The organism is Bradyrhizobium sp. SZCCHNS3002 (assembly GCF_032377435.1).
Taxonomy (GTDB): domain Bacteria; phylum Pseudomonadota; class Alphaproteobacteria; order Rhizobiales; family Xanthobacteraceae; genus Bradyrhizobium.
Map to the genome: position 1 here is coordinate 15,185 of NZ_JAUHHY010000003.1, position 13,939 is coordinate 29,123.

Genomic DNA, 13,939 nt, shown 5'->3' on the forward strand with positions numbered 1-13,939 from the left:
TTCGTCGCTGCGCTCCTCGCAATGACGATGGGTGCGGCGGGCTCTCATCCCCCGGCCGACGCAGCAGGACGGCGACGGCGCCCGGCGCGCGCGCCGCGTTCTCCGTCATTGCGAGCGAAGCGAAGCAATCCAGGGCCACGCGGCAGCTCGCAATGATTTTGTCGCCGCCGCCCGCGAGGACGACGGCTTGAGCCGATGCCTACAGCGGCAGATTGTCGTGCTTCTTCGCCGGCATCTCCATCTTCTTGTCGCGGAGCATCGCGAGCGCACGCGCGATGCGGCGGCGGGTGGAGTGCGGCATGATGACGTCGTCGATATAGCCGCGCTCGGCGGCGATGAACGGCGACAGGAAGCGGTCCTCGTATTCCTTGGTGCGCGCGGCGATCTTGTCCGGGTCCGCCATGTCGGCGCGGAAGATGATCTCGACCGCGCCCTTGGCGCCCATGACCGCGATCTGCGCCGTCGGCCAGGCATAGTTCATGTCGGCCCCGATCTCCTTGGAGGCCATGACGTCGAAGGCGCCGCCATAGGCTTTGCGGGTGATCACCGTCACCAGCGGCACCGTGCATTGCGAGTACGCGAACAGAAGCTTGGCGCCGTGCTTGATCAGGCCGCCATATTCCTGCGCGGTGCCCGGCAGGAAGCCCGGAACGTCGACGAAGGTGACGATCGGGATGTTGAAGGCATCACAGAAGCGCACGAAGCGCGCGGCCTTGCGCGACGCGTCGGAGTCGAGCACGCCCGCCAGCACCATCGGCTGGTTGGCGACGAAGCCGACGGTGCGCCCCGCAATGCGGCCGAAGCCGGTGACGATGTTCTTGGCGAAGGCGTCCGCGATCTCGAAGAAATCGCCCTCGTCGACGACCTTCAGGATCAGCTCCTTCATGTCATAGGGCTTGTTCGGATTGTCCGGGATCAGGGTATCGAGCGACATGTCGACGCGCTCGATGTCGTCGAAGCTCGGCCATTCCGGCACGCCGTCGCTGTTGTTGCTCGGCAGGAAGTCGATCAGCCGGCGCATCTGCAGCAGCGTCTCGACGTCGTTGTCGAAGGCGCCGTCGGCAATCGAGGAGCGCGTCGCGTGCACCGAGGCGCCGCCGAGCTCCTCCGCGGTGACGACCTCGTTGGTGACGGTCTTCACGACGTCGGGGCCGGTGACGAACATGTAGCTGGTGTTCTTCACCATGAAGATGAAGTCGGTCATGGCCGGCGAATAGACGTCGCCGCCGGCGCAGGGACCCATGATGACGGAGATCTGCGGGATCACGCCCGAGGCCAGCACATTGCGGCGGAACACGTAGGAATAGCCCGCGAGCGCCGCGACGCCCTCCTGGATGCGGGCGCCGCCGGCGTCATAGAGGCCGATGATGGGGCTACGCGCCTTCATCGCCATGTCCTGCAGCTTGGTGATCTTCAGCGCGTGGGTCTCGGACAGCGAGCCGCCGAACACGGTGAAGTCTTTGGCGAACACGAACGTCTTGCGGCCGTTGACGGTGCCCCAGCCGGTGACGACGCCGTCGCCGGGCACCTTGGTCTTCTCCATCCCGAACTCGGTCGAGCGGTGCTCGACGAACATGTCGAACTCCTCGAACGAGCCCTTGTCGAGCAGCAGCTCGATGCGCTCCCGCGCCGTCAGCTTGCCACGCGCATGCTGCGCCTCGATGCGCTTCTCGCCGCCGCCGAGCTTGGCGCCTTTGCGCCGCTCCTCGAGGGTGTCCAGAATGTCCTTCATGCGCTTCCCGCCCGTTCCCGATGTCGTGACTGTTGGCGGCCTTCTATCACGGCTATTTCGGAGCCGGAAAGCCGCTTTCGGCCGTGCCGCCCCTCCTCCCACAGTTCGGAATTGGAAGCAGAATCATGGATATGGCCGCTCGACCGGATCTGGTCACTGAGCCCTTGGGCACATCCCGTGGCGCCGTCCAGGGCGGCCTGCGCCTGCTGCTGCGGCTCGAAGGGCTGGTGCTGGCGGCCGCGGCGATCGCCTTCTACGCCCACCAAAGCGGCTCGTGGTGGCTGTTCGCGGCCCTGTTCCTGGCGCCCGACGTCAGCTTCGCCGCCTATCTCGGCGGCCCGCGGATCGGCGCCGTGGCCTACAATGCCGTCCACAGCACGCTGGCACCCGCCGCCCTGCTCGCGATCGGGCTGGCGGCCGGACAGCCACTGGTGGTCGAGATCGCCACGATCTGGCTGGCCCATGTCGGCGTCGACCGGCTCGCCGGCTACGGCCTGAAATATGCCGACGGCTTCGGCTTCACCCATCTCGGCCGGATCGGCGGAGTTCGTCGACCCTGACACCGCGGTCCGAGATGCCGGAGTCTCAAAGAGGCCCGCCGCCCATTGTTTCGCGGCGCACCAGGCTCGGTGTTGTCCACCGCTGTCAGCCAGCGCGCCGCGCACGGCTGTTTGACAGCTCCGCGATCGCTCGTTCTACTTGGTTGCAAAGCCGCGCCACAAGCGGCGAGCCAGGAAGACGGTCATGGAGCGACTCATTGTTGCTGCCTCATCGATGCTTGCCCTGGGCGCTCGTGTCGCCCTCTCGCATCGACCGCACCGCGCCGTTGGAGGGTCCCGTTGCCGACAGGCAGCGGTGGCCGTGACGATGCTGCTGACAACCTTGGCCGGTGACTTCGGCAGCAGCGCCAGCGCCCAGGGCTTCACCAAGGATATGCCCGCTCGGGTCGAGATGTATCCGATCCCGTCGCTGACCCTGTCCGACCGGCAGTTCCTCTCCGGCGACGACGGCGGCAAGCCGGTGACCGTCGTCGGCGAAATGCGCGTCGCGCAGGGCAGCGGCAGGCTGCCGGTGGTGGTGCTGATGCACGGCTCCGGCGGCGTCGGCGCCAACATCGCGGCCTGGAGCCGCACCTTCAATGCGATGGGGATCTCGACCTTCGCGATCGACGGCTTCACCGGGCGCGGCATCACCGCCACCAGCACCAACCAGGCCCAGCTCGGCCGGCTCAACCTGATCATGGACATCTACCGTGCGCTGGACGTGCTGGCGAAGCATCCGCGCGTCGATCCCGAGCGCATCGTGCTGATGGGCTTTTCACGCGGCGGTCAGGCGGCGCTGTATGCGAGCCTCGAGCGCTTCCACAGGCGCTGGAACAATTCGGGGCTGCAGTTCGCCGCCTATATCCCGTTCTATCCCGACTGCTCGACGACCTATCTCGGCGACACCGACGTCGTGGCGCGGCCGATCCGGATCTTTCACGGCGGGCCGGACGACTACAATCCGGTGCGGACCTGCAAGGCCTATGTCGAGCGGCTGAAGGCCGCGGGCCGCGACGTCGCGCTGACGGAATACGCGGACTCGCCGCACGGCTTCGATCTCGGCCTGCTCGGCGCCAACATGCTCGCCGTCGCGCCGAAGGCGCAGACCGTGCGCAACTGCCGCATCAAGGAGAGCGACGGCGGGATGCTGATCAATGCCGACACGCAGCAGCCCTTCACCTATCAGGACGCCTGCGTCGAGTTCGATCCGCATGTCGGCGGCAATCCGGCCACGGCCGAGGCGGCGCGCCAGGCGGTGACGGATTTCCTGCGCGCGCTGTTCAAGCTGTCGTGAGCAAAAATAGAACGATTTGGATCAATTTTTGAGGTGACAGATCGAACGTATCGGGTCTTGCTGCGTTGTCGCTCGCTTTTCGACGATGAAACGGAGCCCGATGATGCGCGCCTCTCGCCTTGCGATCCCCACTTTGCTGACCGCCCTCGCCTTGGGCGGCACGGCCCATGCGGCGCCTGCCGCGCCGTTCCGGGGGCTGGAGGGCTCCTGGACCGGCGGCGGCGTGATCAGCCTGTCCGACGGCAACCAGGAGCGGCTGCGCTGCCGCGCGGCCTATGACGTCGGCGGCGCCGGCGAGCAGCTCCGGCTCAACATCCGCTGCGCCAGCGACAGCTACAACATCGATCTCTCCAGCGACGTCGCCTATCGCGGCGGCGAGATCTCGGGGCAATGGAGCGAGTCGAGCCACAACGCGTCCGGCACGATCGAGGGCCGCGCCGTCGGCAACCGCATCGAGGCCCAGGCGCGCGGGCAGACGTTTTCCGCCGGCCTGTCGCTGACGACGCAGGGACGCCGGCAGACCGTGTCGATCCGCCCGGCCGGCACGGACATCAGGGGCGTCGACTTGGAGCTGGCGCGGCGGTGAAGCACGCTAGGTCGCCACGATATCGTTGCTTCGCGTAGCAACGCGCCGCTCTATCCACGTCGTTGCGAGCGCAGCGAAGCAATCCAGAGTCCCACACACCACACTGGATTGCTTCGCTGCGCTCGCAATGACGGTGGTGAGAGCATGCGCGCCTCACGATACGCTCACAACGCGCCGATCTCCTTCAGGCACGCTTGGGTCAACGTCATGCGGGCTTCGACGTGGCGCGGCTCCGGGCAGTCCATGTTGAGCGCGAACACGGTCGGCTGGTCACCCTTGTCGACCCAGCCGACCATCCAGCCGAGTGAGCCCTGCTCCTTGCCGAGCAATCCCGACTTGAAGTGAATGACGGCGTCGCCGACCTTGGTCGTCGGAATGATGTCGCGCGTCAGATCCTGGCTGCGCTTCGACACCGTCAGCGCGCCACGGCGCAGGCGATCGATGAAATCGACCTGCTCCACCGGATCGATGCGAAGCGCGCCGGTGAGCCAGAACTGGTCGATGCCGCCGCCGATGTCGTGATTGCCGTAGTCGAGCTCCTCGAGATATTTCTGCATCCGCTCAGCACCGATGCGGCGCGCGATCTCCTGATAGACCGGCACGGCGGAGACCGCGATCGCGCTGCGCAAGGTGTGATCCTTGTTCCAGGCCTCGATCGATCTCGTGACGCCATCCCATTTGAACACGTCCTTGTCGGGATCCTCGACGACGCCCGTCTCCAGCGCGATCAGCGAGTTCGCGATCTTGAAGGTCGAGGCCGGCAGCTTCGCCTCGCCGGAGCGATCGGCATCGCTGGCGATGATGAGATATTCCTCGACCTTGTACGCCAGGAACGTGCCCTTGGTGCCCTCGTCGGTGAAGCGCTTGGCGAGATCGCCGCGGATCTCGTTGCGCGGCGGTGCGACATGCGCAAATGCGCGCGCGGGCAACAGGCTGGCGCCGGTCATCAGGGCGAGCGCGTGGCGGCGGCTCATCATGGGCATCGCAAATCTCCGTCGTCGTTCGCCCTCCCTACCACAGGGCGGTGACGACCGACGCATGACGGAGATCACAAATGCGGCGCGCTCAGCGCATCGGCCGCGACAGGTTGAGCACGAACACCAGCACCTCGGCGACGGCCTTGTAGAGCTCCTCCGGGATCTCGTCGCCGAGCTCGACATTGGAGAGCGCGCCGGCCAGCACCTCGTTCTCCTCGATCGGGATGTCGTGCGCCTTCGCGACCTCGATGATCTTGGCGCCGATCGTGCCCTTGCCCTTGGCGACGACGCGCGGCGCGCCCTGGCCCTTGTCGTAGTGCAAGGCGACGGCGAGCTGGGTCTTGTTGGCGGCCTTCACCTCGATGCTCATAGCGCGCGATCCAGGAAATGGCCGGCCCTGGGCGGCATCACGGCCGGCGGCGCGCCGTCCTGCACCACGAGATCGCCCGGCGAGAGCTCGGCACGGCTGAGGGCCTGGCTGAGGTCGGCAAGGCCGGCGCGCAGCCGCGCGGCGGTGACCGGACGCTCGGCCCACATCCGCACCGAGGTGCGCTCGGCGCTGAACGAGATCATCGCGTGCACCGGGCCGGCCGGCTCGACGTCGAGCGAGAAGCGCGCCCGCCAGACGCGCTTGGCCGCGTCCGGCGATTGCGTGCCGCCGTCGCGCGCGATCTCGAACTGCGCCATGGCCGTGCCCTGCGGGGTGGCGAAGGGAATCTCGAAGTTCCAGCGCGGCGGCGCCGGGTCGGTGCGCGCGGTCGAGGCGTCCGGGCGATCCGGCAGCGAGGCGACCTGGAGCAGGGTCTGGCGCGACAGCGCCTGGTCGGTCTCGTCGAGCAGGCGATGGGCGATCGCCGACAGCGGCGTGTCGGGACCGAGCGTCGGCATCGCGACGGCCTGCGGCATCGGTGCAGCCCCGCGGAACGGCGGCGGCGGGGTGTTGGTACGCACGACCATGTCGGCGCGGCCGTTGGCGTTGCGTCCGGGAACGAGGCCCGCGGCGCGCGGAATCTGCTGCTGCGCTTCCTGCAGCACGGCCAGCACCGTGCCGGGCGTGAGCGACTGCGCCTTGGCGCCCGTCAGGGCCTCGATCAGCGCCGAGCCGGTGAAGCCGGCAGACGCGGCGTCGGGCCGCCCCATTCCCGTGGCCCAGGGCTGCGGCGGCAGCTCGATCTCGATGTCGGGCACCAGCGAGGGAGTCCCGCTCTGTTGCTGCGCGGCAGCGGCGCGGCCGGCCTCCGACAGCACCGAGGCATAGGAGCCACCGGGCGACGGCTGCGCCGATGCCGCCATGCCGGGCTCGGCGGTCTGCAGCACCGTCGCCAGCGTCTGGCGCAGCACGATCAGCGCCGCCTTCAGGTCGGGCGTGCCGGCGCCGGTAGTGCCATTGGCGAGCGAGGATTCCAGGAACAGGCCGGATTGCTGCACGGCGGTCTGCACATCCTCCGCGGTCAGCGCCGGCGAGAGCGGCGTCTGCTGCGCCAGCACCTGCGCCACGGCGGCCCGCAAGGCCGGTGGAAGGTTCGGCGAGTCGGCGACGGCCTGGAGATCGGCGAACAATTGGCCCTGGCTGCCCTGGCGGGTCGCCGCCTCCTCGCTGGCGATCGACAATGCGAGCCGCTCCAGCCCGGTCAGCGGATCCGGCGGCGGAGGCAGCGCCGGTGCCAGCCGGCCGGTGACGTCGACGACGGTGGCGGCCGGGGTCGGGGTGCCAGTGGCAGCGCTGCCGCCCTGCCCGACGATGGCGAGCTGCAGCCCTTGCGCGGTCTGCGACACGGCGACCTGCACCGTCTGCCCGGCCTGCAGCGGCAGCTCGCTGGCGAGCTCCATCGACAGGTTTCCGATCGCGACCTGGACCAGGTTCTCGGCGAGCACCTGCTGCACCCTGGCGCTGACCAGTGCGCCGGCCTGCAGCGTGGTCGCTGCCGCCACCGTGGTTCCGGCCGGCGAGCTGCCGACGCCGCGGACGGCGCTCACGGAAGGCGACGGGGTGACACTCTGGACCATGCGCGTACTCGGGTTACGCGCACAGCCTAGCGGGTGCCCCTAAACCCGGCGTTAACCGGCCTCAGAGCGCGGCGTCGACTGCCCGGAGGATGCGAACGGCGGCTTGGTAGTCGATCTGCTTGGCGGCGCGGCGGCTCATCGCCTCCTCGTCGGCCCCCCATTGCGCGACGTTCCAGTCCTCGTCGACATGGGCTGCCGCCCAGACCTGATCGGCGTCGCGCACCCCATGCACCAGCGCCAGCGCCAGCAGCGCCGAGCCGGTCAGTGTGGTGACGACATGCGCGGCCGCCACCGTCCACGGGCCGGTCGGCAGCGCAGCGCGCGCGGCCTGGACCGCAGCCTCCGGCTGGGCCACATGCATGATGCCTTCGGACAGGATGAAATGCGCGCCCAGGCCGTCGCGCGCCCAGTCCAGCACCGGGTCCCAATGCTCGGCCTCGCGCGCGACCAGCCCCTCGGGATGACCGGCCCGGTAGAACAGCAGGTCGGACTGGAGATATTTGGCGATGTCCTCGCGGACGTCATCGACGCGGTCGACCACCGACTGCACGACGCTGTTGGCGAACCGCGTCAGCGGCATCGTGGCGGGATCGATGTTCTCACCCTGGGCCTGCCACTCGGCGGCGACGGCCTCCGCCAGCTCCCCAGCGGGAACGATGACGACGCGCCCCGACGGTGTGCGGATCGGCCGGCCGTCGAGGGTGACGTTGAAGCCGCCCTCGGCCGCGGCGGTCCCGGCCTCCTTGTAGAAGCGCTTGCGCAGCGGCGTCCGCATCGCCTGGCGCGCCGATTCCTGCGGATCGAGCGGCGACCGGCCGACGACCTCGTCAAACAGTTCACGCATCAGAATTCCAGCCCTCTCGCGGGATGATCACACGGGATCCGTTGTTTTCGCGGTAGATAAGCCCTGTCCGCCCGAAATGCGAGCTGCCGATGCGTCCGCTGCTCTCCGCCCTCGTCCTGCTCGGCAGCGCCGTTGAGGCCGCCGCCGGCTTCCGCTCGCCGGAATCGCTGGTGCGCAACGTCTATGCGCATTACGGCCGGGGCGCGCCGGAGCTCTCCGCCGGGCTGCCGCGGACGGCCGAGACCGCGCGGCAGTTCTTCGATCCGAGCCTCGCCGGGGCCTGGGCGGCGCCGCGGCGTGAGCCCTACGATTTCCTGGTGCAGAGCCCACGCTGGAAGCTCGGCCCGGTCGCGATCTCGATCTTGCGCAAGCAGTTCGACAAGACGTATGTGGCGGCCAGCTTCGACAACCAGGGCCACCGCGTCACGCTGAACTTCATCGTCGTGAAGGGACCGGACGGCTGGGTCATCCTCGACGTTGAGACCCCGCACGATTCGCTGCGGGAGTTTTTGCGGCAGTTCCGGAATTGAGCCGCTGCGTAGCCCGATGAGCGAAGCGATATCCGTGTTACGAGAGGCCGCTCACTCCTCCGGCGCGTTCTCGATCGGGTCGAAGCGGTCGTGCTCGAGGCCGAGCAGGTTCCACGACTGCAGCATGTGCGGCGGCAGCGGCGCGGTGGCGTCGATGAATCCGCCGCGCGGATGCGGGATGACGATGCGGCGCGCCAGCAGATGCAGCCGGTTCTGCAGGCCGCCGGGCAGCGCCCAGTTCTCGATGTTGAAATATTTGGGATCGCCGACGATGGGATGGCCGATATGGGCCATGTGCGCGCGCAGCTGATGGGTGCGCCCCGTCACCGGCTTCAAGGACACCCAGGCGAGCTTGCTGGCGGAGGCCTCGACCACGGCGTAATAGGTCACGGCGTGGCTGGCGCCCTCGTCGCCATGGGCGGCGACGCGCATGATGGTGTCGTCCTCGCTCTCCTCCTTGGCAAGATAGGTGGAGATGCGGCCCTGCTTGGGCTTGGGCACGCCCGCCACCAGCGCCCAGTAGATCTTGCGCGCCGAGCGGCTGCGGAAGGCGCCGGTCAGATGCGTGGCAGCGAAGCGGGTCTTGGCGATCAGCAGGCAGCCGGAGGTCTCGCGGTCGATGCGGTGCACGAGCCGCGGCTTCTGGCCCTTGGCGTCGCGCATCACCTCCAGCATCTGGTCGATGTGGCGGGTCATGCCGGAGCCGCCCTGCACCGCGAGCCCGGCCGGCTTGTTGAGGACGAGCACGTCGTCGTCCTCGTACAAGGTCATTGCCTTGAGGCTCTCCAGCGTCTTGCGCTCGCCCTCGGTGAGGCCGGCGCGCTCCTTCGGCGCGTCCAGCTTGAGCGGCGGAATACGCACGCTCTGGCCTTCTTCAAGGCGATCCTTGGAGTCGGCGCGCTTGCCGTCGACGCGCAGCTCGCCTTTGCGGACGATGCGCTGGATGTGCGAGAACGACAGGCCGGGAAAGCGCGCCTCGAGGAAGCGGTCGACGCGCATGTTGTTCTCGTCGGCCGTGACCACCACGGTCTGCACCTTCGTCGGCAGCAGCGGCGTCTCCGGCTCGACCTTCTTCGGCGGCAGCGCCGCAGGCCTGCGCTCGGCACGCTCCGAGCTGAACCGCGCGGGCTTGCCGGCACCGGCGCGCTTGGCCGGCGGCCGCTCGCGCGGGGCGAAGCTGTCGCGGCGATCCTCTCCCTCGGCGCGCGGCGCACGGCTGCGCTCGGCCTTGCCGCGCCCGAAATCGCCGCGCGGTGCCGCCTCGCGGTCACCGGCAAAACGGTCGCGCCGCGGCCGCTCGGCATCGGGACGCTTCGCAGACTCACGCTTGGCCGCGGCGCCTGCGCTGCGGGCGGCCTCGGCCTTCGGCCGCTCGCTGCGGCGATCGGTCGGGCGATCGGATCGGGTCTGGGTTCGCTTGATACGGCGGCTCATGGCAGGTTGCGTATCTCAAAAGCCCCTGCCAGTCACGGCGAAATCGCGATAAATCCGCTTGTGAGTCGGCCGCTTGGGCCATCGATACTGATCGGAGCGAATTCGAATGACGCTCACGCGACTGGGCCTGGCGATCCTGGCAGCCACGCTGGCGACGACCGCCACGCAGGCGCAGCAGAGCCCCATGCCCGACGACATCGCCTGGAAGCTGATCGAGATCGGCCGGGTCATCGCCCCGCCGAAGACCGCCGCGATCTACGCGCCGCTGCAGGCCAAGGAACCCTACACCGGCGTCAAGGTGCAGCGCGATGTGAGATACGGCACGGCCGAACGCAATCTGCTCGACGTCTTCACGCCGGATGCCGCGGCCGCGCCCCGGCCCGTGCTGATCTTCGTGCATGGCGGCGCCTTCATCGGCGGCAACAAGCGCACCACGCCGGACGGCCCGTTCTACGACAACATCATGCTGTGGGCGGTGAAGAGCGGCTTCGTCGGCGTCAACATCACCTACCGCCTGGCGCCGAAATTCTCCTGGCCTGCCGGCGTCGAGGATGTCGCCAGCGCGGTGCAATGGGTGGCCGCCCACGCCGCCGAGAACGGCGGCGATCCCGCGCGCATCTATCTGATGGGCCATTCGGCCGGCGCGGTGCACGTCGCGACCTATGTGGCGCATCCCGAATTCCACAAGGTCGCCGGCGGCGGCCTTGCGGGCGCGATCATGGCCTCGGGCGTCTACGACCTCACCGCGACGCCGCTTGGCGACCAGGAGATGGCCTATTTCGGCACCGATCCCTCGCGCTTCAAGGAGCGCTCGTCGCTGCAGGGGCTGCAAGCCTCGCCCTTGCCGCTGATGATCGTCTCCGCCGAGCTCGACCCGCCGCGCTTTGTCGAGCAGTTCGATCTGCTCAAGCAGGCCGCCTGCAAGCGACCGTCCGGCTGCGCCCGCGCGGTGATGCTGCCGCAGCACAGCCACATGTCGGAGGTGTATGCGATCAACACCGAGGACGACCGGCTGACGCGGGAGATTGCGGAGTTCGTCAAGACGGGGAAGTAGTAGCGCGCTCCCTCCACCGTCATTACCCGCAGCGAAACAATCCAGGGCGTCGCGAGGACTCGGGATTGCTTCACTGCGCTCGCAATGACGTGGAGAGAGCATGACGCAACATAAGCAGCGCGACACGCGGTGACAGAACGAGCGGCGTCGGGGCTCCTACCCACCCCGCTCCTTCCGCAGCTTCGCCCAGTAGTCCAGCCGCTTCCTGATCTCGCGCTCGAAGCCGCGCTCGGGGGGATCGTAGAACTGCTGGCGGCCGAGGGCGTCGGGGAAGTAGTCCTGGCCCGAAAACGCGTCCGGCGCATCGTGGTCGTACTGATAGCCCGCGCCGTAGCCTTCGCCCTGCATCAGCTTAGTCGGCGCGTTCAAGATGTGCTTTGGCGGCAGCAGCGAGCCGCCCTCCTTCGCCACGCGCTTGGCGGCGCCGAACGCCTTGTAGGCGGCGTTCGATTTTGGCGCGGTCGCGACGTAGATCACGGCCTGCGCGATCGCGAGCTCGCCCTCGGGAGAGCCCAGGAAATCATAGGCGTCCTTGGCGGCGTTGGCGATCACCAGCGCCTGGGGATCGGCGAGGCCGATGTCCTCCACCGCCATCCGAACGATGCGGCGAGCAAGGAACAGCGGATCCTCGCCGGCGTCGAGCATGCGGGCGAAGTAGTACAGCGCCGCATCCGGATCGGAGCCGCGCACCGATTTGTGCAGGGCCGAGATCAGGTTGTAGTGGCCGTCGGCCGATTTGTCGTAGATCGGCGCACGGCGCTGCAGGATGTCCTGCAACTGCACCGCGTTGAAGATCTCGTCCTTGCGCGCCGAGCGCCAGACTTCCTCGGCGAGCGTCAGTGCGGCGCGGCCGTCGCCGTCGGCCATGCGGATCAGCACGGCGCGCGCCTCGTCGTCAAGCGGCAGCTTGCGGCCCTCGGCGGCTTCCGCGTTGCTGTAGAGCTTCTCGATCGCGGCGGCATCGAGCGAGTGGAACACCAGCACGCGCGAACGCGACAACAAAGCGGCGTTGAGCTCGAACGACGGATTCTCGGTGGTGGCGCCGACCAGCACGACGGTGCCGTCCTCCATCACCGGCAGGAAAGAGTCCTGCTGCGCGCGGTTGAAGCGATGCACCTCGTCGACGAACAGCAGCGTGCCCTGCCCGGTCTCGCGTCGCGCGCGCGCGGCGTCGAAGACTTTCTTCAGGTCGGCGACGCCGGAGAACACCGCCGAGATCTGCTCGAAATGCAGCTCGGTAGCATCGGCCAGCAGCCGCGCCACCGTGGTCTTGCCGGTGCCAGGAGGGCCCCAGAAGATCAGCGAGCCCAGCGTGCGCGTCTCCAGCATGCGCGTCAGCGCGCCGTCGGGACCGAGGATGTGGTCCTGCCCGACGACGTCGGACAATTTGTGCGGGCGCAGCCGCTCCGGCAGCGGCCGCGGCGCATCGTGCTCCATCCCCGCCGCGGCGAAGAGGCTCGGGCCTCCCTGCTGGGGACGCTTCGGGCTCATCCGCCGAGCGTGACGTTGATCTGCTGGCCGCCGCGCAGCACGGTGATGCGCCAGATGCGCGCGGCCTCGCGCGACGCCTTGTCGAGGTCGGCGGTCTTGGCGATCTTCTGGTTGTTCACGGCCATGATCACGTCGCCCTTCTGGAAGCCGACATTGGCCGCGGTGGTGCCGTCGCCCGGCTCGAGCACGACCACGCCCTCGGTGTCGGCATCGAGATGCAGCTCATCGGCGACCGCCGGAGAGATGTTGGCGACCTTGGCGCCCTGGAACGGCGAGCGGCCGTTGATCACCATCTCGTTGCGTCCGGTGTCCGGCGCGGTCTCCAGCGCGACCGCGACCTTCACCGGCTTGCCGCCGCGCTGCAGCTCGATCTGCGCCGTGCCGCCGAGCGGCCGGGTCGCGAAGCGATAGTCGAACGCGTTCGGATCATCGACGGTCTGGCCGTCGATCGACACGATCAGGTCCGACGACTTGATGCCCGCCTTTGCCGCCGGGCTGTTCGCGACCACGGAGGCGACCAGCGCGCCGGTCGGCGAGCGCAGGCCGAGGCTCTCGGCGATCTCGGGCGTCACCGCCTGCAGCCGCGCGCCGAGCCACGGGCGCTTCACCGCCTTGCCGCCGCTCTTCGCCGAAGCCACGACCACGCGCACCATGTTGGCAGGGATCGCGAAGCCGATGCCCTGCGAGCCGCCGGACTTGGAATAGATCGCGGTGTTGATGCCGACGAGACGTCCGGTCATGTCCACCAGCGCGCCGCCGGAATTGCCGGGATTGATCGCGGCATCGGTCTGGATGAAGAACTGATAGTCGGTGATCCCGACCTGCGTGCGCGCCAGCGCCGACACGATGCCGTGGGTCACGGTCTGGCCGACGCCGAAGGGATTGCCGATCGCCAGCACGACGTCGCCGACCAGGAGATCATCGGAGTTGGCGAGGTCGAGCGTCGGAAACTGCTCCTTGGTGCCCTTCAGCTTGAGCACGGCCAGATCAGTGCGGCTGTCCTTCAGCACGATCTCGGCTTCGAACTCGCGCTTGTCGGCGAGCGAGACCTTCACCTCGTCGGCGCCCTCGATCACGTGCACGTTGGTGACGACGAGACCGGACGCATCGATCATCACGCCCGAGCCGAGCGAGCGCTGCATCTGCTCCTGCGGCCCGCCCTGCAGGCCGAAGAAGCGGCGGAAGATCGGATCGTCGAGAAAGGGATTGCGGTTCTGCACCACCTTGGCGGCATAGACGTTGACGACCGCCGGCTGCACGCGCTGCACGATCGGCGCATAGGACAGCCGCAGCTCGGCCGCGGACTGCGGCACGCGCCGGTCCTGCGCCGCGAGCGGAGTGGCTGCCAGCAGAGACAGCAGCAGGACCAGTGTGGAGCGAATCAACGTCATGCGAACAATCCTGGGAAAATGACGGCTTGGATATAGGCGGAACGGCCGCCGCGGCCA

At 68.4% G+C, this 13,939-nt stretch carries 13 protein-coding genes; 5 read left to right on the forward strand and 8 right to left on the reverse strand.

Features of this window, described 5'->3' with window-relative positions; translation table 11 throughout:
* Window positions 1-199 precede the first annotated feature (199 nt).
* Complete coding sequence (locus tag QW845_RS07195) at window positions 200-1,732, reverse strand: acyl-CoA carboxylase subunit beta (RefSeq protein ID WP_315800948.1); 1,533 nt, start codon at window positions 1,730-1,732, stop codon at window positions 200-202.
* Window positions 1,733-1,857: 125 nt separating this feature from the next.
* On the opposite strand from QW845_RS07195, the gene QW845_RS07200 reads away from it, so the two are divergent.
* The 3 genes from QW845_RS07200 (at window position 1,858) to QW845_RS07210 (ending at window position 4,154) form a co-directional block, all read left to right on the forward strand.
* Window positions 1,858-2,292 (forward strand): DUF4260 domain-containing protein, encoded by a 435-nt coding sequence (locus tag QW845_RS07200; RefSeq protein WP_315800949.1) that lies wholly within the window; start codon window positions 1,858-1,860, stop codon window positions 2,290-2,292.
* Between the two features lie 307 nt (window positions 2,293-2,599).
* The gene (locus tag QW845_RS07205; RefSeq protein ID WP_315801369.1) at window positions 2,600-3,568 is read left to right on the forward strand and encodes a dienelactone hydrolase family protein; all 969 of its coding nucleotides are present in this window, start codon (window positions 2,600-2,602) and stop codon (window positions 3,566-3,568) included.
* Between the two features lie 100 nt (window positions 3,569-3,668).
* Window positions 3,669-4,154 carry a hypothetical protein gene (locus QW845_RS07210; RefSeq protein WP_315800950.1) on the forward strand — a complete coding sequence of 162 codons (486 nt, stop codon included), beginning with the start codon at window positions 3,669-3,671 and terminating at the stop codon, window positions 4,152-4,154.
* A gap of 164 nt (window positions 4,155-4,318) precedes the next feature.
* On the opposite strand, the gene blaOXA is transcribed toward QW845_RS07210, so the two are convergent.
* From blaOXA to QW845_RS07230, 4 genes are all read right to left on the reverse strand, one after another.
* Entirely contained in the window at window positions 4,319-5,137 is an 819-nt protein-coding gene (blaOXA, locus tag QW845_RS07215; protein WP_315800951.1) for an OXA-1091 family oxacillin-hydrolyzing class D beta-lactamase, read from the reverse strand.
* A gap of 82 nt (window positions 5,138-5,219) precedes the next feature.
* On the reverse strand, window positions 5,220-5,501 hold the full coding sequence (locus QW845_RS07220; protein WP_315714536.1) for an EscU/YscU/HrcU family type III secretion system export apparatus switch protein: 282 nt from the start codon (window positions 5,499-5,501) through the stop codon (window positions 5,220-5,222).
* On the reverse strand, window positions 5,498-7,138 hold the full coding sequence (locus QW845_RS07225; RefSeq protein WP_315800952.1) for a flagellar hook-length control protein FliK: 1,641 nt from the start codon (window positions 7,136-7,138) through the stop codon (window positions 5,498-5,500). The genes QW845_RS07220 and QW845_RS07225 overlap by 4 nt, the downstream gene beginning before the upstream one ends.
* A 61-nt stretch (window positions 7,139-7,199) precedes the next feature.
* Window positions 7,200-7,982: an ATP12 family chaperone protein gene (locus QW845_RS07230; protein WP_315800953.1), complete on the reverse strand. Its 783-nt coding sequence runs from the start codon at window positions 7,980-7,982 to the stop codon at window positions 7,200-7,202.
* 89 nt (window positions 7,983-8,071) lie between these two features.
* Here QW845_RS07230 and QW845_RS07235 point away from each other — a divergent pair, with 89 nt between their 5' ends.
* A complete protein-coding gene (locus QW845_RS07235) occupies window positions 8,072-8,512 on the forward strand; it encodes a hypothetical protein (protein ID WP_315800954.1) in 441 nt (146 codons plus the stop codon).
* Between the two features lie 51 nt (window positions 8,513-8,563).
* On the opposite strand, the gene QW845_RS07240 is transcribed toward QW845_RS07235, so the two are convergent.
* Window positions 8,564-9,946 carry an RluA family pseudouridine synthase gene (locus QW845_RS07240; RefSeq protein WP_315800955.1) on the reverse strand — a complete coding sequence of 461 codons (1,383 nt, stop codon included), beginning with the start codon at window positions 9,944-9,946 and terminating at the stop codon, window positions 8,564-8,566.
* 106 nt (window positions 9,947-10,052) lie between these two features.
* On the opposite strand from QW845_RS07240, the gene QW845_RS07245 reads away from it, so the two are divergent.
* Entirely contained in the window at window positions 10,053-11,000 is a 948-nt protein-coding gene (locus QW845_RS07245) for an alpha/beta hydrolase (RefSeq protein WP_315800956.1), read from the forward strand.
* A gap of 156 nt (window positions 11,001-11,156) precedes the next feature.
* Here the strand turns inward: QW845_RS07245 and QW845_RS07250 are convergent, their stop codons facing one another.
* Window positions 11,157-12,491: a replication-associated recombination protein A gene (locus QW845_RS07250; protein ID WP_315800957.1), complete on the reverse strand. Its 1,335-nt coding sequence runs from the start codon at window positions 12,489-12,491 to the stop codon at window positions 11,157-11,159.
* Window positions 12,488-13,882: a DegQ family serine endoprotease gene (locus QW845_RS07255; RefSeq protein WP_315800958.1), complete on the reverse strand. Its 1,395-nt coding sequence runs from the start codon at window positions 13,880-13,882 to the stop codon at window positions 12,488-12,490. The genes QW845_RS07250 and QW845_RS07255 overlap by 4 nt, the downstream gene beginning before the upstream one ends.
* Between the last annotated feature and the right edge of the window lie 57 nt (window positions 13,883-13,939).